The organism is Nonomuraea rhodomycinica, assembly GCF_013363995.1.
Classification (GTDB): Bacteria; Actinomycetota; Actinomycetes; order Streptosporangiales; family Streptosporangiaceae; genus Nonomuraea; species Nonomuraea rhodomycinica.
Genome location: NZ_JABWGO010000012.1, coordinates 218,979 through 238,034, shown reverse-complemented (window position 1 = coordinate 238,034; position 19,056 = coordinate 218,979). Strand labels below are relative to the sequence as shown.

Below are 19,056 nucleotides of genomic sequence, written 5' to 3'. Positions count from 1 at the left end.
GCTAATATTCCGATCGGCCTCCGGAAAACGCAGGAGCGGCGCCCACATGACGTGGACGCCGCTCGGCGGGAGGCGGGGTCAGGGACGCTCGGTCTCCAGGCGGACCGTCTCCTCGATCGACGGGGCGCCGAGGGTGCGCGCCGCCGGGTCGAGCGGACGTAGGTACGTCTGCTGGACGCCGGGCACGCGGTCCTCGACCACGAACGTGGCCTTGGTGTGGACCGCGGCCCCCGGGGTGCGGACCTGCGGGACGACCCGGAAGTCGGCCGTGAGCGCGTCGCGGTCGATCTTGGTCAGGACGTAGCCGCGCTGGTTGTTGTAGAACTTCAGGTGCGGGTTGATCTTGAGGAAGGGCTGGGAGGCGGGGTTGGAGTCGGCCCCGTCGCCGCCGGTGGTGATCGAGGTGGTGACCAGCTCGGAGCCGACCGTGGGCCCGGTGGGGTCGTCGTAGTTCAGCTTGAGGTCGCTGGCCCAGTGGGCGTGCACGTCGCCGGTGAGCACGACCGGGTTGCGGACCCCGGCGTCGATCCAGCCCTGGGTGATGCGCTGCCGGGAGGCGACGTAGCCGTCCCAGGCGTCCATGCTGGTGACCTTCGCCGGGCCGGCGTTGTTGTCGCGCTGGGCGAAGAAGACCTGCTGGCCGATGATGTCCCAGTGGGCGCGCGACTTGTGGAAGCCGTCGATCAGCCACGCCTCCTGCTCGGCACCGGTGATCGACCGGTTGGGGTCCACGGCCGCCGGGCAGTCCCGGTAGCCGTCGCCGCAGCCCTGGTCGTCGCGGTACTGGCGGGTGTCGAGCATGTGGAAGGTGGCCATCCGGCCCCAGCGGATGCGCCGGTAGAGCTGCATGTCGACGCCGCGCGGGATCGAGGTGCGGCGCAGCGGCATGTTCTCGTAGTAGGCGCGGAAGGCGGCCTCGCGGCGGGCCAGGAAGTTCGGCTGCGGGATCTCGGGCTTCTCGGGCACCTCGTCGGCCCAGTTGTTGTCCAGCTCGTGGTCGTCCCAGACGACCAGCCACGGCGCGGCGGCGTGCGCGGCCTGCAGGTCGGGGTCGGCCTTGTACTGGGCGTGGCGCTGGCGGTAGTTGGCCAGCGTCTCGGTCTCCGGGCCCTCGTGGTCGCGGACGTTGCCGCCCGGGATCGTGTAGGTGTCGCGGGCGTACTCGTACTGGTAGTCGCCCAGGTGCAGCACCAGGTCCGGGTGCTCCTCGGCCAGCCGCCGGTACGAGGTGAACAGGCCGTGCTCGTACTGGGCGCAGGAGACGAACGCCATGGCCAGGCCGCTGCCGTAGGCGAGCGGGTGCGGCGCGGTCCGGGCGCGGCCGATGGGCGAGACGTACGGGCCGACGCGGAAGCGGTACCAGTAGTCGCGGTCGGAGCTCAGGTGGTCGACCTCGACGTGGACGCTGTGCCCCCACTCGGGCGCGGCCACGGCGACGCCCGCGCGCACGACCCGGCGGGCGTTCTCGTCGGCGTAGACCTGCCACTGCACGGTGAACGGGCGCTGCGGCATGCCGCCGAGGCCGTCCTCGGCCAGCGGCTCCTGGGCCAGGCGGGTCCACAGCACGAAACCGGAGTGGTCCGGGTCGCCCGAGGCGACGCCCAGCGTGAACGGGTCGGTCCGCAGGCCGCGCGAGGCGAGCGACTGGGCGGTCTCGGCGGCGGGGTCGGGGGTGGGGGTGGGGTCCGCGTGCGCGGCTCCGGCGGGGAGCGCCGCGGCGGCGCCCGCCGCTAACCCGGTGACGAGGAAGTGCCGCCGGTTGAGCTGGGACATGCGTGGCTCCTGGGACGATCAAGGGTGGAGGACGTCCGTAGCCTGACGGAGTCCCATGACGCTCCGGTGAACACCACACAACACGAAAAAGGCGACATCCTTCGCGGATATCGCCTAATCGGAAATTACCCTCATGGAGGCCGGCGCCCGCCGGACAGGATCATGCCCTAACGACGCGCCGCGCCCCGAGCCGACGCGCCGATGATCGCCCTGCGCCCGGCCCCACGGAGCACCACGCCCGGCCCCGCCGTCGACCGGGAGCCCGGACGGCGACCGCCCGCGACCCGGCGGCCCCGAGCGGGGCGCCACGAAGCGCGGGCGGTCGCCGGCAGGGTCACCAGCCGCGCTCGGCCAGGCGGTGCGGCTGCGGGATCTCGTCGACGTTGATGCCGACCATGGCCTCGCCCAGGCCGCGCGAGACCTTGGCGACGACGTCGGGGTCGTCGTGGAAGGTCGTGGCCTTGACGATGGCCGCGGCCCGCTTGGCCGGGTCGCCCGACTTGAAGATGCCGGAGCCGACGAACACGCCCTCGGCGCCGAGCTGCATCATCATCGCGGCGTCGGCCGGGGTGGCGATGCCGCCCGCGGTGAACAGCACGACCGGCAGCTTGCCGGTGCGGGCCACCTCGGCGACCAGCTCGTACGGCGCCTGCAGCTCCTTGGCCGCGACGTACAGCTCGTCCTCGGGCAGGGACGTGAGGCGCTTGATCTCGCCGCGGATCGTGCGCATGTGGGTGACGGCGTTGGAGACGTCGCCGGTGCCGGCCTCGCCCTTGGAGCGGATCATGGCCGCCCCCTCGGTGATGCGGCGCAATGCCTCGCCGAGGTTGGTCGCCCCGCACACGAACGGCACGGTGAACTGCCACTTGTCGATGTGGTTGGCGTAGTCGGCCGGGGTCAGCACCTCGGACTCGTCGATGTAGTCGACGCCCAGCGACTGGAGCACCTGGGCCTCGACGAAGTGGCCGATGCGGGCCTTGGCCATGACGGGGATCGACACCGCGGAGATGATGCCGTCGATCATGTCGGGGTCGCTCATCCGGGACACGCCGCCCTGCGCGCGGATGTCGGCCGGCACGCGCTCCAGGGCCATCACGGCGACCGCGCCGGCGTCTTCGGCGATCTTCGCCTGCTCGGGGGTGACGACGTCCATGATGACGCCGCCCTTGAGCATCTCGGCCATGCCGCGCTTGACGCGGGCCGTTCCGGTGACGGGGCCGGTGGCCGGCCCGGGGGTGGACGGAGCTTCGGGCGTGCTGCTGGACACGGTCTTCCTCACGAACTCTGCTGTCGAGCCGGCCGCGCCCGTCGTCCCGTCGTCGGGGGTCGGGGCCGGCTGCCTCTCCTGCGCCTACGGTCAGTTGTCAAACCCATGGTAGGTCCTGGAGGGGCCTCCACCCCACACACCACCATGTCATGATTTTTCAGGATATTTGTACGTCACGGCGTGACGGGCTTGCGGCTCGCCAGGGCGATCCACACCTGGCCCGGGGCGAAGTTCATCGGCTCGCCGCTCTCGGTGGTGAACGTCGTGCCCTCCTCCTCGGACTTGCGCTCCCAGCGCGCCTTGTACGCCTTGCCGTCGCGCAGCACGATCGCCGACCCCTTGCCCACGGAGTGGACGAGCGGCGTGTAGCTCTGGTTCTTGTCGTGGAACTGCGAGCGCTCGGTCTTGGTGTACTGCACCACCACCGTGGGCGCGCTGAGCTGGCCGCCCTCGGCCGCCATGTCCTTCTTGCCGTCCTGCCAGATCAGCCACTGCTTCTTCTCCTCCGACCAGGCGAAGGTGAAGCGCGCGCCGGGCCAGCGGACCGTGTACGACGTCTTGTCCACGCCGCCCTCGGCCGGGGCGTCGCCGAAGGTCAGGCCGATGTCCTTGGCCTTGCTCGCCTTGGGCGCCTTGGCGAGCAGCTCCTTGGTGTTGGCGAACAGGTTGTACGGGGCGACGCGGCCCGGCTGGCGGAAGTACGCGCCGGGGGCGCGGCTGTCGGAGACGTCCCACAGCGAGGCCTGCGCGATGAACGGCAGCATCTTGGTCTGCGCGCCGGAGTAGGCGAAGGCCGGCTTGCCGAACTGCGGCACGATGTGCAGGTCGGAGATGCGGGCGCTGCGGACCGGGCCGACCTTGGGCGGGATCTTCGAGGAGAAGATCGCCATGAGCCGGGTCAGACCGGCCTCGACCTGCTCGACGTAGACGATGTCGGCGCTCTTGAGGCCGAGCTGCGGCTTGCCGGCCGCGGTGTTCTCGATCTTCACCGCGAGCACCGGCCTGAGCGCCGTCGCCGGCTTGCCGGTGAACGGGTGCAGGTCCGGCTCGTCCGTCGGCTCGGCGGAGGCCGGCGCGGAGGTGGCCGCCTGGGGGACCTTGCCGGGAGCGGGCTCGTCCGACGAGCACGCCGCCAGCGGCGGCACGACCGCTGCTCCTGCCAGCGTGACGGCGATCAACCGGGATAGGCGCACCTGTACGACTCCTCCGCTTCGGCCCGGAAAATGGAAGAAGCTTACCGGCCGGGCCAAATCGGGGTCATTCAGTTGCCATGGCCGCCGGAGGATCGTCGTCGATCTCGAAGAACGACGGGAACTCGGTGTGCCCGGCCAGGCGCAGGGTCCTGGCCAGCCAGCGGCGCTGCGCCGTACGGGTGACGCCGACGGCGTTGTTGTAGAAGCGGCGCGAGTAGACGACCTTGGCCACGGCCGCGTCGAGCTCCTCCAGCAGGTCGGGGCCGCCGGGCGCCTCCGACAGCTTCTCGCGGAAGCGCTCCTGGTCCACGGCGGCGCGCAGGGCGCGCGACAGGTCGCTCTCGGCGTGCTCGCGCTCCTCGGGCCCGGCGATGCGGGCCTCGTGGGCCGCGGCGGCCAGCACGAGCGAGGTGGCCGGGTCGAGCAGCCGGGAGCCGGCCAGCTCCAGCACGACCGCCCGGCGGCGCATGAGGGCGGCGTCCAGCGCCTCGCGGGCCAGCTCCAGCCGGATGTGCAGCCGGTCCAGGCGGCCCGCCCGCCAGGAGACGTACACGGCGGTGAGCACCACCACGATGCCCGCGATCAGCACGATCAGGGTGGACGTCACAGGTCTTCCTCCACGAGGCCGGGCGCTCCCGGCGTCACAGGTCTCACTCCACGAGGCCGGGCGCTCCCGGCGTCACAGGTCTTCCTCGACGCGGCCCGCGCCCGCGGTCGTCACCGTCTCGTACACGCGGACCACGTCGCGCGCCACCGTCGACCAGTCGTACTTCTGGACCGCGACCAGCGCCTCCTCGGCCAGCTTGGCGCGCCGCTCGGGCGCGTCGAGCAGCGCCGCCGCCTCGCGCGCCAGCGACGACGGGTCGCCGTTGGCGAACAGCGCCCCCGCCTGCCCCTCCCCCAGCACCTTGCGGAACGCCGGGATGTCGCTGGCCAGCACGGTCGCCCCGGACGCCATCGCCTCGGCCAGCACGATGCCGAAGCTCTCGCCGCGCGTGTTGGGCGCGCAGAAGACGTCCACCGAGTGGTAGGCGCGGATCTTGTCGGCCTCGCTGACCATGCCGAGCACGGTCACCCGCTCGTGCAGCTCGCGCGGCAGCCGCTCGTAGACGTCCTTGGCGTCGCCCGGCCCGGCGATCAGCAGCTTGAGGCCGGGCCGGGCCGGGCCCAGCTCGGCGAAGGCGTCGAGCAGGATCGGCAGGCCCTTGCGCTCCTCGTCCATGCGGCCGAGGAAGCCGATCGTGGCCCCGTCGGGCCCCCAGCCGTCCAGCGGCTCGGCCGAGGTGTAGCGCGCCACCGTCACCCCGTTGGGGATGAGCACGGTGTCGCCGCCGAACTGCTCGACCAGGCTCTTGCGGGCCGCGTCGGACACGGCGATGCGCCCGCTCAGCTTCTCCAGCGCGCTGCGCAGCAGCGGCTCGGCCACGGCGATCGCCCGCGAGCGGGTGAAGGAGGCGTGGAAGGTCGCCACGATCGGGCCTCTGGCCGCCCAGCACGCCAGCACGCCGAGGCTCGGGATCAGCGGCTCGTGGATGTGCAGCACGTCGAACTCGCCGGTGCGCACCCAGCGGCGCACCCGCGCCGCCGACAGGAAGCCGAACGACATGCGCGCCACCGACCCGTTGTACGGCACGGGCACCGCGCGTCCGGCGCCCACCACGTACGGCGGCAGCTCGTCGTCGTCGGCGGCCGGCGCGATGACCGACACCTCGTGGTCCTGGGCGATGAGCGCCTGCGCCAGGTCGTCGATGTGCTGCTTGACCCCGCCCGGCATGTCCCAGGAGTACGGGCACACGATGCCGACCCTCATCGCGGCAGGTCCTCCAGCCACAGCCGCTGCAGCATGTGCCAGTCCTCGGGGTGGGCGGTGATGCCCTTCTCGAAGACGTGGGCGAGGCTCTGCGCCATCGCCGCCACCTTCTCCTGGCGGGTGCCCTCGGCCGGCACCGGGATCTCCTCGTGGATGTCGATGCCCCAGTCGTCGCCGTGGAAGTAGACGGTGGCCGGCAGCAGGGCCGCGCCGGTCTGGACCGCCAGCAGCGGCGGCCCGGCGGGCATCTTGGTGCGGGCGCCGAAGAAGTCGACCTCCACGCCGCTCTTGGTCAGGTCGCGCTCGGCCGGCAGGCAGACGACGCCGCCCCGCCGTACGCGGATGGCCAGCGTCGCGAAGTTGTGGCCGTCGCCGCCCGTGAGCGGCAGCACCTCCATGCCAAGGCTCTCGCGGAAGGCGACGTAGCGGCGGAACAGCGACTCGGGGCGCAGCCGCTCGGCGACCGTGGCGAACGGGTGGCCCACGCCGACCAGCCAGGCGCCCGCCTGGTCCCAGTTGCCCATGTGCGGCAGCGCCAGCACGACGCCGCGCCCGGCGGCCACGGTGTCGAAGATGTGCTCGGCCCCGGTGACGTGGGTGCGCCGCACGACCTCCTCGACCGGGAGGGACGGCAGCCGGAAGATCTCCTCGAAGTAGCGGAAGTAGGACCGCATGCCGGCCCTGGTCAGCTCCCCCAGCTCCGGGCTGCCCGGGGCGAGCCCGGTCACCCGCGCCAGGTTGGACTCCAGGCGGAGCACGGACTTGCCGCGCCGCGCCCAGACCCGGTCGGCGGCCAGCCGGAAGGCGCCCGCGGTCAGCCCGCGCGGCAGCAGCGGCACGAGCCGCCAGCCCGCCGCGAACCCCGCGGCGACGACCCGGTCGGTGACGGACGGCTTGTCGCTCATCGCTCCCTCGTCTGCCGGTGGACGTGGACCACGCGCTGCACCACGGTGACAGCGCTGGCCGCCGCGAGCAACCACATGCCGGCAGCCAGCACGTACGGCACCCCCAGCCCGGCCAGGAAGCTGGCCACCAGCGCCACCACCAGCCGCTCGGGCCGCTCGGCCAGCCCCACGTCGCAGGTCAGCCCCAGCCCCTCTGCCCGGGCCTTGGCGTAGGACACCAGAGCGCCCGCCACCAGGCAGAACAGCGTGACCGACGCCATCAGCAGGTCGCCCTCGGCGAAGAAGTACAGGATGAGCCCGCAGAAGATCGCGGCGTCGGCGACCCGGTCGAGCGTGCTGTCGAGAAAGGCTCCCCAGGTGCTGCCGCCCCCGCCGCCGAGCCGCGCGACCACGCCGTCGAGCAGGTCGAACAGCACGAACACGGTGATCACCAACGCGCCGGCGGCCAGCAGACCCGCGGGGAAGAACAGCAGGGCCGCGGCCACGGTGCCGAGGGTGCCGATCGCGGTGACCATGTTGGGTCCGATCCCGTGGCGGACCAGGGCCCTGCCCAGCGGGGTGAGTATCCGGGTGACGGCCGGACGCAGGAGTTTCAGCATCGCGCTCTGATCGTAGGCCATCCCGGGCCCGGCCACTTTCTTTGCCTCACCCCCCTTGTGATATCCGCCACACGGGTATTTGGTGAACACACCGCGTCTGTTCATGCGGTCCTGCTTCACCCTCCGCGCGGGCGCGGCGTTGGAACTCGAACCGACGACACGGGAGAGGATGCCCGGCCGGGCGCCTGGCCGCGGGTCAGGCCGCCGGAGCGGGCCGTCTCGTCCCACGAGACCGGAGGCGATGTGGCGGAGAAGAACCCGGGCGCGGCCATGGGAGCCGCGGGCAGGGCACCATCGGCCGACAGTGCGGACGCGATACGCAACGTCGTGCTGGTCGGCCATTCGGGAGCGGGCAAGACGACCCTCGTCGAACAACTGCTGACCGCCACCGGCACCATCCAGCGGGCGGGCCGGGTCGAGGACGGCAACACGGTCAGCGACTTCGACGAGGTGGAGGTGCGCCAGCAGCGGTCGGTCAACCTGGCCCTGGCGCCTCTCACGCACAACGGCGTGAAGATCAACCTTCTGGACACCCCCGGTTACGCCGACTTCGTGGGCGACCTGCGCGCCGGCCTGCGCGCCGCGGACGCCGCCCTGTTCGTCGTGTCGGCGGCGGAGGGCATCGACGGGCTCACCCGGATGCTGTGGGAGGAGTGCGCCGGGGTCGGCATGCCCCGCGCCGTCGTGATCACCAAGATCGACCATCAGCGGGCGGACTTCGACGAGGTGCTCGCCACCTGCCAGGACGCCTTCGGCGACGGCGTCGCCCCCCTCTACCTGCCGGTGATCACCAACGGGCACGTCAACGGCCTGATCGGGCTGCTGTCGCAGAAGTTCTACAACTACGCCACCGGCACGCGCACGGAGAAGGACCCCGGGGCCGAGTACGAGGAGCGGATCGAGGAGTACCGCGGCGTCCTTATCGAGGGGATCATCCAGGAGAGCGAGGACGAGTCGCTCATGGACCGCTACCTCCAGGGCGACCCGATCGACACCAAGGTGCTGATCGAGGACCTGGAGAAGGCCGTCGCCCGCGGCAGCTTCTACCCGGTGCTCTGCTCGGGCATCGGCGTCGGCGCCATGGAGGTGCTGGAGCTGATCACCCAGGGGTTCCCGTCGCCGCTGGAGCACCCCCTGCCGGAGATCACCACCCTCGACGGCAAGCCGGTCGCGGACGTCACCTGCGACCCGGACGGGCCGCTGGTCGCCGAGGTGGTCAAGACCACGAGCGACCCGTACGTGGGCCGCATCAGCCTCGTGCGGATCTTCTCCGGCACGCTGCGTCCCGACATGACCGTGCACGTCTCCGGGCACGGCCTGGCCGAGCGCGGCCACGAGGACCACGACGTCGACGAGCGCATCGGCACCCTGACGTGTCCGCTGGGCAAGCAGCAGCGGCCCGCCGCCAAGGGCGTCGCGGGCGACATCGTCGCCGTCGCCAAGCTGTCGCGGGCCGAGACCGGTGACACGCTGTCGGAGGTGGAGCGGCCGCTGCTCATGACCGCCTGGCAGATGCCCGACCCGCTGCTGCCCGTCGCCATCCAGGCCAAGTCCAAGGCCGACGAGGACAAGCTGTCGCAGGCGCTGGCCCGGCTCGTCGCCGAGGACCCGACGCTGCGGCTGGAGAACAACCCCGAGACCAAGCAGCTCGTGCTGTGGTGCATGGGCGAGGCCCACACGGACGTGCTGCTCGACCGGCTGGCCAAGCGCCACGGCGTCGAGGTCGAGCGGGTGGAGCTGCGGGTGCCGCTGCGCGAGACGTTCGGCGGCAGGTGCCAGGCCATGGGCCGCAACGTCAAGCAGACCGGCGGGCACGGCCAGTACGCCATCTGCCACATCGAGGTCGAGCCGCTGCCCTCCGGCGGCGGCTTCGAGTTCGTGGACAAGATCGTCGGCGGGGTGGTGCCGCGGCAGTTCATCCCGTCGGTGGAGAAGGGCGTGCGGGCCCAGATGGAGCGCGGCGTGGTGGCCGGCTACCCGATGGTGGACGTGCGGGTGACGCTGTACGACGGCAAGGCACACTCGGTGGACTCCTCCGACATGGCCTTCCAGATCGCGGGCCAGCTCGCGCTCAAGGAGGCCGCCGCCAAGGTGCCGACGCTCCTGCTGGAGCCGGTGGACGAGCTGTCGGTGCTGGTGGCCGACGACTACGTGGGCTCGGTGATGTCCGACCTGTCGTCGCGGCGCGGCCGGGTGCTCGGCACCGAGCCGGTCGGCACGGGCCGCACGCTGGTCAAGGCCGAGGTGCCGCAGCTGGAGATCACCCGGTACGCGATCGACCTGCGCTCGATGTCGCACGGGACGGGGACGTTCACGCGGACGTTCCTGAGGTACGAGCCGCTGCCGTCGCACCTGGCGGGCAAGGTCACGGCCACGGACTGAGCCGAGCGTCCCGGCCGCAGGCCGGGGAGCGGGACCGCGTGGAGAGCCGGGCGCGCCGCTCGGGGCGCGCCCGCTCTCGCATGCCCTTCCTTCACTCGCGCATCACGAATCGATTTCTTTTTTCCGGCCGGAGCATGCGGGACGGGGTGCCAGACTGGGGGCATTATGCGTACCGGACGCCCTCTGCTCGCCGCCGCCGCTCTGGCCGTCCTCACCACGGGTGCCGCCTTCGTCTTCGGCCCCGGCCCCGGTGAGCCGCCCGCGGCGGGAGCAGCCAAGAAGAAGACGGCCGCCGCTGCGGCGGTGTCCTGCAAGGCCGACGCCCGCTATCCGAAGCGGCAGTTGCGCGGCGTGTGGATCGCGACGGTCAAGAACATCGACTGGCCGTCGAAGACCGGGCTGACGCCCGAGCGGCAGCGCGCCGAGTACGTCCGCATCCTCGACGGGGCGGTCAAGCGCCGGCTCAACGCGGTGTTCGTGCAGGTGCGGCCGGCCTCCGACGCGCTCTACCGCTCGTCGCTGGAGCCGTGGTCGCAGTACCTCACCGGCACGGCCGGCAAGGACCCGGGCTGGGACCCGCTGCCGTTCCTCATCGCCGAGGCGCACAAGCGGGGGCTGGAGTTCCACGCCTGGTTCAACCCGTACCGCGCCTCCTACGACGGCGGCGCGGGCAAGCTGCCCGCCGGCCACCCGGCGCGCGAGCATCCCGGCTGGACCGTCGCCTACGACGGCCGCCTCTACTACAACCCGGGCCTGCCGCAGGTGCGCGAGCACGTCGTCAAGGTCGTCACCGACGTGGTCAGGCGCTACGACGTCGACGGGGTCCACTTCGACGACTACTTCTACCCGTACCCGGGCCAGGGCGGGGCCTTCGACGACCGGGCCGCCTTCGCGAAGTACGGCAAGGGCCGGAGCCTGGCCGACTGGCGCCGCCACAACGTCGACACGCTGGTCGCCGAGGTCGACGCGGCCGTCCACGCGGCCAAGAAGCACGTGAAGTTCGGCATCAGCCCGTTCGGCATCTGGCGCAACAAGGCGCAGGACCCGGCCGGCTCCGCCACGTCGGGCATGTCCGCCTACGACAGCATCTACGCCGACGCCCGCGCCTGGATCAAGGCGGGCACGGTCGACTACCTGATCCCGCAGCTCTACTGGCCGATCGGCTTCAAGGCGGCCGACTACAAGACGCTCATGCCGTGGTGGGCGCGCCAGGTCAAGGGCACCGGCGTCGACCTCTACATCGGCCAGGCCGCCTACCAGGTCGGCACGCGCACCGACAAGGCGTGGTCCAAGCCGGGCGAGCTGTCGGCGCAGCTCACCCTCAACCGCGGGCACAAGCAGGTCGAGGGCGACGTCTACTTCAGCGCCAAGAACGTCCTGGACAACCCGCTCGGCGCCATGGACCGCGTGGTGGCCGGTCACTACGCCCGGCCCGCGCTGCTGCCGCTGATCAAGGAGCGCGGCGGCGACGCCCCGGCCACGCCGGTGGGGCTCAAGGCCGGCGCGGCCAAGGGCGAGGGCGCGGCGCTGACGTGGACGCCGTCGCAGGGGGCGCGCGCCTACGCGGTCTACCGGCTGCCCGCCTCGGGCGCCGACTGCCACACCGTGGACGCCCGCGACCTGGTGGCGCTGGTCACCTCGCCGTCGTTCGCCGCGCCCAAGCCGGGCACGTACCTCGTGACGGCCCTGGACCGGCTCCAGCACGAGAGCGACGCCGCCAGGGTCACCGTGCGCTGACCCCCGAAGGGCCCCTGGCGGGCGTCAGCCCCAGGCGCTCGCCAGCAGGTCGCGGGTGTCGCGCAGGAGCTGCGGCAGCACCTTGGTGCGGGCCACCACCGGCATGAAGTTGGTGTCGCCGCCCCAGCGCGGCACCACGTGCTGGTGCAGGTGGGCGGCGATGCCCGCGCCCGCGACGTCGCCGAGGTTGAGCCCGACGTTGAAGCCCTGGGCGCCCGACGCCTTGCGCAGGGCCCGCAGCGCCCGCTGGGTGAACTCGCCCAGCTCCAGCACCTCGGCCCGGTCCAGCTCGTCGTAGTCGGACACGTGGCGGTACGGCACGACCATGAGGTGACCCGAGTTGTACGGGTAGAGGTTGAGCACCGCGTAGACCACCTCACCGCGGGCCACCACCAGGCCGTCCTCGTCGCTCATCCGCGGGATGGCGTCGAAGGGGCACCCGTCGCCGGGGCCGGTGCCGGTCGGCTTGCCCTCGCCCTTGATGTAGGCCATGCGGTGCGGGGTCCACAGCCGCTCGAAGTTGTCGGGGTCGCCCGCTCCTGGCTGATCGTGCATATCTAGCAGCATAGGGCCCCCTCCCGGGTGTGGGAGGGGGCCCTGAGAGGCGTGGGCGTCAGACCTGGATCCGGCGCTCCACCGCCGAGACGATCTCCTCGACCGCGTCGTCCACCGGCACGCCGTTGTTCTGCTCGCCGTTGCGGTAGCGGAACGACACGGCGCCCTTGGCGACGTCGTCGTCACCGGCCAGCAGCATGAACGGCACCTTGGCCTTCTGCGCGTTGCGGATCTTCTTCTGCATGCGGTCGTCGGAGGTGTCGACCTCCACCCGGATGCCCCGCTCACGCAGCCGCTTGGCGACGTCGTTGAGGTAGGAGGCGTGGGCGTCGGCGATCGGGATGCCGACGACCTGCACCGGGGCCAGCCACGGAGGGAAGGCGCCGGCGTAGTGCTCGGTCAGCACGCCGAGGAAGCGCTCGACGGAGCCGAACAGCGCCCGGTGGATCATGACCGGCGTCTGCCGGCTGCCGTCGGCCGCCTGGTACTCCAGCCCGAAGCGCTTGGGCTGGTTGAGGTCGAGCTGGATGGTCGACAGCTGCCAGGTGCGGCCGATCGCGTCCTTGGCCTGCACGGAGATCTTCGGGCCGTAGAAGGCCGCGCCGCCCGGGTCGGCCACCAGCTCCAGGCCCGACTCGGTGGCCACCTGGCGCAGCGCCTCGGTGGCCTCGTCCCACTCGGCCGGGTCGCCGATGAACTTCTCGGAGTCGTCGCGGGTGGACAGCTCCAGGTAGAAGTCGGACAGGCCGAAGTCGCGCAGCACGCTGAGCACGAACCGCAGCAGCGACTTGATCTCGTCGGCCATCTGCTCGCGGGTGGTGTAGATGTGCGCGTCGTCCTGCGTCATGCCGCGCACCCGGGTGAGCCCGTGGACCACGCCGGACTTCTCGTAGCGGTAGACCGAGCCGAACTCGCACAGCCGCAGCGGCAGCTCGCGGTAGGACCGCCCGCGCGCCCTGAAGATCAGGTTGTGCATGGGGCAGTTCATCGGCTTGACGCGGTAGTCGACGCCCTCCAGCTCGAAGGCCGGGAACATGTCGTCGGCGTACCACGGCAGGTGGCCGGAGGTCTCGAACAGCGACGACTTGGTGATGTGCGGGGTGTTGACGAACTCGTAGCCGGCCTCGGCCTGCCGGCGGCGCATGTAGTCCTCCATCTCCTTGCGGATGATCCCGCCCTTGGGATGGAAGATCGGCAGGCCGCTGCCCAGCTCCGGCGGGAAGCTGAACAGGTCGAGCTCCGCGCCCAGCTTGCGGTGGTCGCGCTTCTCGGCCTCTTCGAGCAGCTTGAGGTATTCGTCCTGCTTGTCGCGGGACTCCCACGCGGTGCCGTAGATGCGCTGGAGCTGCGGGTTCTTCTCGCTGCCGCGCCAGTAGGCGCCGCCGGAGCGCATGAGCTTGAAGGCCGGGATGGACCGGGTGGACGGCACGTGCGGGCCGCGGCACAGGTCCTTCCAGCGCAGCTCGCCGCTCTTGGCGTCGAGGTTGTCGTAGATGGTGAGCTGGCCCGCGCCGACCTCGACCGACTCCTCGTCGGCGGCGCCGCCCTTGAGCCCGATGAGCTCCAGCTTGTACGGCTCGCCGGCCAGCTCCGCGCGGGCCTCGTCGTCGCCGACGGGGCGGCGGGAGAACAGCTGGCCCTCCTTGACGATCTCGCGCATGCGCTTCTCGATGCGCTTGAGGTCGTCGGGCTGGAAGGCGTGCTCGACGTCGAAGTCGTAGTAGAAGCCGTTGTCGACGGGCGGCCCGATGCCCAGCTTGGCGTCGGGGAACAGCTCCTGCACCGCCTGGGCCATGACGTGGGCGGTCGAGTGGCGCACGATGGCCCGGCCCTCGGCGCTGGAGATCTCGATCGGCTCGACCACGTCGCCGTCGGCGAGCCGCCAGGCGAGATCGCGCTGCTCGCCGTTGACCCGGGCGGCGATGACGGTGCGGCCGTCGGCCTCGAGCGCGTCGCCGGCCGTCGTGCCGGCCGCCACCACACGCTCGGCTCCGGCGAGGGTGATGTGTAGCTCGGCTGACACGGTGGCTCCCTGATGCTAGGCGCCGGGTGGCCCGGATGGCGTCCGGCGGTGTTGGACACCGATGCTATCGCGGGTGATACCCCAGCCTGGTCAGCGCTTGACGGCTGCCGTCGAACACGTTGCGGTCCACCGGCCGGCTGGAGTACTGGTGGATCGTCCACTCCGCCCACGGCGCGGGCACCTGCGGGTCGCCGCGCGCGTGGCTGGGACTGGCGATCCACAGCGGGTAGCCCTCCAGGCCGGCGCAGTGGCCGGAGTGCGCGAACGACGGGTAGGTGTAGACGAACGGGCGCACGCCCGCGTGCAGCTCGACGTAGCGCAGCCAGCGGCGGGCGTGCCGGGCGACCTGCTCGGGCTTCAGGCCGTCGCTGGTCTCCAGGTCGAGCGCGATCAGGTCGCCGCGGCGCAGCCCGCCGGCGCGGCGCAGGGCGGCGAGGAAGTGGCGCGCGTGCTCGGCCGCGTCGCCCTTGGGCCGGGCGAAGTGGTAGGCGCCGCAGACGACCCAGTTCTCCCGCATGCCCTGCCAGTTGCGGCTGAAGTAGCGGTCGGTGAAGCCGCCGCCCTCGGTGGCCTTGGCGAAGGCGAAGGCGACGCCCTCCTCGGCGTGGTGGGCCCAGTCGACCCGGCCCTGCCAGTTGGACACGTCGATGCCATGCAGCAAGCGCTTCACCTTGTGGAAGTCTAGGCGCGCGCCTCCCGGCGGGCTCCCCGACGCGCCGTCGGCCTCCCGGCGCGGCCCGAGCCGCCGCCGGGAGAGCCGGCCGCCGTCAGAGGAGCCGGCCGAGCAGCGCGAGGGTGCGCTCGCTCTTGGAGTAGGGCGAGGCCACGAAGTCCGTCACGCCGGCCCGGCGCAGCTCGTCGAGCTGGGCCAGCACGGAGTCCTCGTCGCCCACGACGGCCACCTCGCCGGGCCCCGACACGCCTTCCTTGTCGAGCATGGCGCGGTACGACGGGAGCTGGCCGTACATGGAGAAGACCTCGTCGGCGCGGGCCCGCGCGGCCTCGGCGTCGTCGGTGACGCAGACCGGCAGGGCGCACACGATGCGCGGCCGCGGCCGGCCCGCCTCCTCGGCGGCGGCGGTGATGGCGGGCACGACGTGCTGGGTGACGGTCCGGGGGCCGGTCATCCACAGCACGGTGCCGTCGGCGCGCGAGCCGGCCAGCTTGAGCATGCGCGGCGCGAGCGCGGCGATGAGGACCGGCATGCCGGCCCCCGGCGTGCTCAGCCGGATGTCGGCCTTCAGCGTCTCGCCCTCGACGTGGACGTGCTCGCCGCGGGTGGCCGGCAGCAGGATGTCGAGGTACTCGGCCATGTGCCGGGCCGGGCGCTCGAAGCTGTAGCCGAACATGTTCTCGATGACGACCTGGTGCGACAGGCCGATGCCGAGCGTCAGCCGGCCGCCGAGCGCGGCGTTGGCGGTCATCGCCTGCTGGGCGAGCGCGGCCGGGTGGCGCGGGTAGGTGGGCACGACGGCGGTGCCGAGCTCGATGCCGGGCGTACGGGCGCCGGCGACGGCCAGGGCGGTGAGCGCGTCGAGGCCGAAGATGTGCGACATCCACGCCGAGGCGAAGCCCGCGTCGCGCGCCGCCGCGATGCCGTCGCCCAGCTCCTTGATCGGGTCCGGCCCCGTGGGCTCGTTCAGGAACAGTCCGATGCGCATGGTGACCGAGCTCCATTCTGGTCTGGTGTGCGCGAGTCTAACGGCGGCCGCCCGGGGGGCCGCCACGCGACACGGGAGATCGCCGAGGCGTCCGCGAGGGGCGTTTGTAAGGTGGGAACATGAGCCACGATCGCGCCGGAATGCCCGCTCAGCCCGCCGACCTCGTCGACGTCGCCCGGCTGGTCACCGCCTATTACGCGCTCCATCCCGATCCGCAGGAGGTGGCGCAGCGGGTGGCGTTCGGCACCTCCGGGCACCGCGGCTCCGCGCTCAACGCCGCCTTCAACGAGGACCACATCCTGGCCACCACCCAGGCGATCTGCGAGTACCGCGCGGCGCAGGGCACCGACGGACCGCTGTTCCTCGGCGCCGACACCCACGCCCTGTCGGAGCCGGCCCGGGTGTCGGCGCTGGAGGTGCTGGTGGCCAACGGGGTGGACGTGCTGGTGGACTCCCGCGACGGCTACACGCCGACGCCGGCCGTCTCGCACGCGATCCTCGCCCACAACCGGGGCCGCACGAGCGGCCTGGCCGACGGCGTCGTGGTGACGCCGTCGCACAACCCGCCGGCCGACGGCGGCTTCAAGTACAACCCGCCCAACGGCGGGCCGGCCGACACCGGGGCCACCTCGTGGATCCAGGACCGGGCCAACGAGCTGCTGGCCGCCGGGCTGGCCGGGGTGAGGCGCGTGCCGTACGCCAGGGCGCGGCGGGAGGCGGGCCGCCACGACTTCCTCGGCGCGTACGTGGACGACCTGCCGTCCGTGGTGGACCTCGACGCGATCCGCGCGGCCGGGGTGCGGATCGGCGCCGACCCGCTGGGCGGGGCGAGCGTGGCCTACTGGGGCGAGATCGCCGAGCGGCACCGGCTGGACCTGACCGTGGTCAACCCGCTGGTGGACCCGACGTGGCGGTTCATGACGCTCGACTGGGACGGCAAGATCCGCATGGACTGCTCGTCGCCGTACGCGATGGCGTCGCTGATCGCCGGGCGCGACCGCTTCGACGTCGCGACCGGCAACGACGCCGACGCCGACCGGCACGGGATCGTCACGCCCGACGGCGGGCTGCTCAACCCCAACCACTACCTCGCGGTCGCGATCGACTACCTGTACGCGCACCGCGACGGCTGGCCGGCCGACGCCGGGGTGGGCAAGACGATGGTGAGCAGCTCGATCATCGACCGGGTGGCGCGCTCGCTGGGGCGGCGCCTGCACGAGGTGCCGGTCGGGTTCAAGTGGTTCGTCCCGGGGCTGCTCGACGGCTCGCTCGGGTTCGGCGGCGAGGAGAGCGCCGGCGCGTCGTTCCTGCGCCGCGACGGCTCGGTGTGGACGACCGACAAGGACGGCATCATCCTCGCGCTGCTCGCCTCGGAGATCACGGCGGTGACGGGCGCGTCGCCGAGCGCCCGCTACCGGGAGCTGACCTCCCGCTTCGGCGACCCGGCCTACGCCCGGGTGGACGCGCCGGCGACGCGCGAGGAGAAGGCCGTGCTGGGCCGGCTGTCGGCCGACCAGGTGACGGCGACCAGCCTGGCCGGGGAGCCGATCACGTCGGTGCTGACCCGGGCGCCGGGCAACGACGCGCCGCTCGGCGGGGTGAAGGTGGCCACCGAGAGCGCGTGGTTCGCGGCGCGGCCGTCGGGCACCGAGGACGTCTACAAGATCTACGGCGAGTCGTTCAAGGGGCCGGAGCACCTGGCCAAGGTCCAGGAGGAGGCGCGGGCACTGGTCTCCGCGACGCTCGCGGGGGCGTGAGCGGCCGGTGATGCCGGTGGGCGCCGTGGCAAGCTTCGATAAACCCGGGCAAAATGGGGCGGCAGCGGCTGTTTGGCGTACAAGATGGCGACATTCTGCAATGATCTCGTCGTTGGACAGCCTGAGTATGTAGCCCCCCACGGACAGTGACTGATGCCCACATTCGAGGAAATAGCCGCCTTCGTCACGGATAAGCCGGTCGCCACCGCTGTCATCGCCCTGCTGGGCCTGCTCGCCTTGGGCGCCGCCTTCCTCCTGCTCCGGCTCGCCTGGCGGGCCGGCGCGTTCCTGATCGCCCGGTACGTCTCGCCACGCCCGGTCGAGGACATCCTGACGATCGTCGCCGCGTCCATCGCGACCGGCGTGTCGGCGCAGGGCATGTGGCGCTTCTCCGGTGACGTGCTCGGCCTGGACGGCCCGCTGCGGCTGCTGCTGTTCGCGTTCATCGAGGTCGCCATCATCACCTCGGCCGTACGCGCCCGCCGCAACATGCGCGAGAACTTCTCCGCCGGCATCGACGGCATCGCCGTGTGGGCGCTGACCTGCCTGACGGCCGTGCTGTCCAGCATGGACGCGCGCAGTCTGCCCGAGGCGGTCTTCCGGCTCGCCGCGCCGCTCGTCGCCGCCTGGCTGTGGGAGCGCGGCATGGCCATCGAACGGCACCGCATCCGCGGCACCGGCCGCATCAACTGGCGGCTCACGCCCGAGCGGCTGCTGGTGCGCGTCGGCCTGGCCGAGGTGAGCGACCGGACCGCGAGCGAGGTCGACGCCCACCGCCGGCTCACCCGCGTGGCGCTGGCCGCCAAGAAGGCCAAGGCGCTGCGCGAGGCCGGCGCCTCCGACCGCAAGATGCGCGCCGCGCTGGCCCGGCTCGACAAGGCCATGGACCAGGCCGTCGAGCACACCGGCCTGGCCGTGGACCCGGCCCGCCAGGAGGCGCTGCTCGCCCAGATCGCGGCCCTGTACAACACCACGGCCCTCATCGACGCCGACCCGCGCGTGCCGTGGGAGCCGCACGCCGACCACCACCCCGTCCCGGCCCGCCCCGCCCTGCCGGCCGCGCTGGCCGAGCTGGTGGAGGACGAGGACGAGGACGTCACCGTGCTCGACACCACCCCGCAGGTGGTCGACACCGCCCAGCGCGCCGCCCTCATGCGGGCCGCCCGTGACTACTGGGACCGGCAGATCGCCAAGGGCATCGTGCCGCGCACCGTCGACATCGCGCAGGAGATCGGCATCTCGCTGGCCACCGCGCGCCAGTATCGTGCCCTGTGGAAGCTGGAGCCGGAGGCGCACGCCCTCATCGAGGCTCTGTACCAGCAGCACGGCATCGTCGACACAGGGGCCTTCCCGGCCCTCGGCGCCGACGGGCGGGTGCTGACCAAGTCCTGAGG

At 72.2% G+C, this 19,056-nt stretch carries 15 protein-coding genes; 4 read left to right on the top strand and 11 right to left on the bottom strand.

The window, feature by feature from the left end; all coding sequences use genetic code 11:
• Positions 1 to 78: 78 nt before the first annotated feature.
• The 7 genes from HT134_RS36780 to pgsA form a co-directional block, all read right to left on the bottom strand.
• Positions 79 to 1,773: an alkaline phosphatase D family protein gene (locus HT134_RS36780; RefSeq protein ID WP_175605080.1), complete on the bottom strand. Its 1,695-nt coding sequence runs from the start codon at positions 1,771 to 1,773 to the stop codon at positions 79 to 81.
• 334 nt (positions 1,774 to 2,107) lie between these two features.
• On the bottom strand, positions 2,108 to 3,040 hold the full coding sequence (gene pdxS, locus HT134_RS36775; RefSeq protein ID WP_175605152.1) for a pyridoxal 5'-phosphate synthase lyase subunit PdxS: 933 nt from the start codon (positions 3,038 to 3,040) through the stop codon (positions 2,108 to 2,110).
• 173 nt (positions 3,041 to 3,213) lie between these two features.
• The gene (locus tag HT134_RS36770) at positions 3,214 to 4,233 is read right to left on the bottom strand and encodes a DUF3048 domain-containing protein (protein WP_175605079.1); all 1,020 of its coding nucleotides are present in this window, start codon (positions 4,231 to 4,233) and stop codon (positions 3,214 to 3,216) included.
• 64 nt (positions 4,234 to 4,297) lie between these two features.
• Positions 4,298 to 4,840 carry a hypothetical protein gene (locus tag HT134_RS36765; protein ID WP_175605078.1) on the bottom strand — a complete coding sequence of 181 codons (543 nt, stop codon included), beginning with the start codon at positions 4,838 to 4,840 and terminating at the stop codon, positions 4,298 to 4,300.
• A 72-nt stretch (positions 4,841 to 4,912) separates the two neighbouring features.
• Positions 4,913 to 6,043 carry a glycosyltransferase family 4 protein gene (locus HT134_RS36760; protein WP_175605077.1) on the bottom strand — a complete coding sequence of 377 codons (1,131 nt, stop codon included), beginning with the start codon at positions 6,041 to 6,043 and terminating at the stop codon, positions 4,913 to 4,915.
• Complete coding sequence (locus HT134_RS36755; RefSeq protein ID WP_175605076.1) at positions 6,040 to 6,948, bottom strand: phosphatidylinositol mannoside acyltransferase; 909 nt, start codon at positions 6,946 to 6,948, stop codon at positions 6,040 to 6,042. Before HT134_RS36755 ends, HT134_RS36760 begins: the two co-directional genes overlap by 4 nt.
• Positions 6,945 to 7,547 carry a phosphatidylinositol phosphate synthase gene (gene pgsA / locus HT134_RS36750; RefSeq protein WP_175605075.1) on the bottom strand — a complete coding sequence of 201 codons (603 nt, stop codon included), beginning with the start codon at positions 7,545 to 7,547 and terminating at the stop codon, positions 6,945 to 6,947. Before pgsA ends, HT134_RS36755 begins: the two co-directional genes overlap by 4 nt.
• 243 nt (positions 7,548 to 7,790) lie before the next feature.
• On the opposite strand from pgsA, the gene HT134_RS36745 reads away from it, so the two are divergent.
• Together HT134_RS36745 and HT134_RS36740 are read left to right on the top strand one after the other, a co-directional pair.
• Positions 7,791 to 9,929, top strand: a complete 2,139-nt coding sequence (locus HT134_RS36745; RefSeq protein ID WP_376768144.1) for an elongation factor G-like protein EF-G2 — start codon at positions 7,791 to 7,793, stop codon at positions 9,927 to 9,929.
• Positions 9,930 to 10,094: 165 nt separating this feature from the next.
• Positions 10,095 to 11,666 (top strand): glycoside hydrolase family 10-like protein, encoded by a 1,572-nt coding sequence (locus HT134_RS36740; RefSeq protein ID WP_175605074.1) that lies wholly within the window; start codon positions 10,095 to 10,097, stop codon positions 11,664 to 11,666.
• A gap of 24 nt (positions 11,667 to 11,690) precedes the next feature.
• Here HT134_RS36740 and HT134_RS36735 read toward each other — a convergent pair whose 3' ends face one another.
• From HT134_RS36735 to HT134_RS36720, 4 genes are all read right to left on the bottom strand, one after another.
• Positions 11,691 to 12,221 (bottom strand): HIT family protein, encoded by a 531-nt coding sequence (locus tag HT134_RS36735; protein WP_246366196.1) that lies wholly within the window; start codon positions 12,219 to 12,221, stop codon positions 11,691 to 11,693.
• A gap of 58 nt (positions 12,222 to 12,279) precedes the next feature.
• The gene (thrS, locus tag HT134_RS36730) at positions 12,280 to 14,244 is read right to left on the bottom strand and encodes a threonine--tRNA ligase (protein WP_175605072.1); all 1,965 of its coding nucleotides are present in this window, start codon (positions 14,242 to 14,244) and stop codon (positions 12,280 to 12,282) included.
• Positions 14,245 to 14,308: 64 nt separating this feature from the next.
• The gene (locus HT134_RS36725; protein ID WP_175605071.1) at positions 14,309 to 14,914 is read right to left on the bottom strand and encodes a glycoside hydrolase family 25 protein; all 606 of its coding nucleotides are present in this window, start codon (positions 14,912 to 14,914) and stop codon (positions 14,309 to 14,311) included.
• 97 nt (positions 14,915 to 15,011) lie between these two features.
• Positions 15,012 to 15,905, bottom strand: a complete 894-nt coding sequence (locus HT134_RS36720; protein ID WP_175605070.1) for an LLM class F420-dependent oxidoreductase — start codon at positions 15,903 to 15,905, stop codon at positions 15,012 to 15,014.
• A 119-nt stretch (positions 15,906 to 16,024) separates the two neighbouring features.
• Between HT134_RS36720 and pgm the strand changes: the two genes are divergently transcribed.
• Together pgm and HT134_RS36710 are read left to right on the top strand one after the other, a co-directional pair.
• Positions 16,025 to 17,662 (top strand): phosphoglucomutase (alpha-D-glucose-1,6-bisphosphate-dependent), encoded by a 1,638-nt coding sequence (gene pgm, locus HT134_RS36715; protein WP_175605069.1) that lies wholly within the window; start codon positions 16,025 to 16,027, stop codon positions 17,660 to 17,662.
• A 153-nt stretch (positions 17,663 to 17,815) separates the two neighbouring features.
• Positions 17,816 to 19,054: a hypothetical protein gene (locus HT134_RS36710; RefSeq protein WP_175605068.1), complete on the top strand. Its 1,239-nt coding sequence runs from the start codon at positions 17,816 to 17,818 to the stop codon at positions 19,052 to 19,054.
• Positions 19,055 to 19,056: the final 2 nt, after the last annotated feature.

Coding starts and splice junctions, on each gene's coding strand:
- HT134_RS36780 (WP_175605080.1), bottom strand. CDS start 1,773: ATGTCCCAGCTCAACCGGCGGCACTTCCTCGTCACCGGGTTAGCGGCG.
- HT134_RS36760 (WP_175605077.1), bottom strand. CDS start 6,043: ATGAGGGTCGGCATCGTGTGCCCGTACTCCTGGGACATGCCGGGCGGG.
- HT134_RS36755 (WP_175605076.1), bottom strand. CDS start 6,948: ATGAGCGACAAGCCGTCCGTCACCGACCGGGTCGTCGCCGCGGGGTTC.
- pgsA (WP_175605075.1), bottom strand. CDS start 7,547: ATGCTGAAACTCCTGCGTCCGGCCGTCACCCGGATACTCACCCCGCTG.
- HT134_RS36740 (WP_175605074.1), top strand. CDS start 10,095: ATGCGTACCGGACGCCCTCTGCTCGCCGCCGCCGCTCTGGCCGTCCTC.
- HT134_RS36735 (WP_246366196.1), bottom strand. CDS start 12,221: ATGCACGATCAGCCAGGAGCGGGCGACCCCGACAACTTCGAGCGGCTG.
- HT134_RS36720 (WP_175605070.1), bottom strand. CDS start 15,905: ATGCGCATCGGACTGTTCCTGAACGAGCCCACGGGGCCGGACCCGATC.
- pgm (WP_175605069.1), top strand. CDS start 16,025: ATGAGCCACGATCGCGCCGGAATGCCCGCTCAGCCCGCCGACCTCGTC.
- HT134_RS36710 (WP_175605068.1), top strand. CDS start 17,816: ATGCCCACATTCGAGGAAATAGCCGCCTTCGTCACGGATAAGCCGGTC.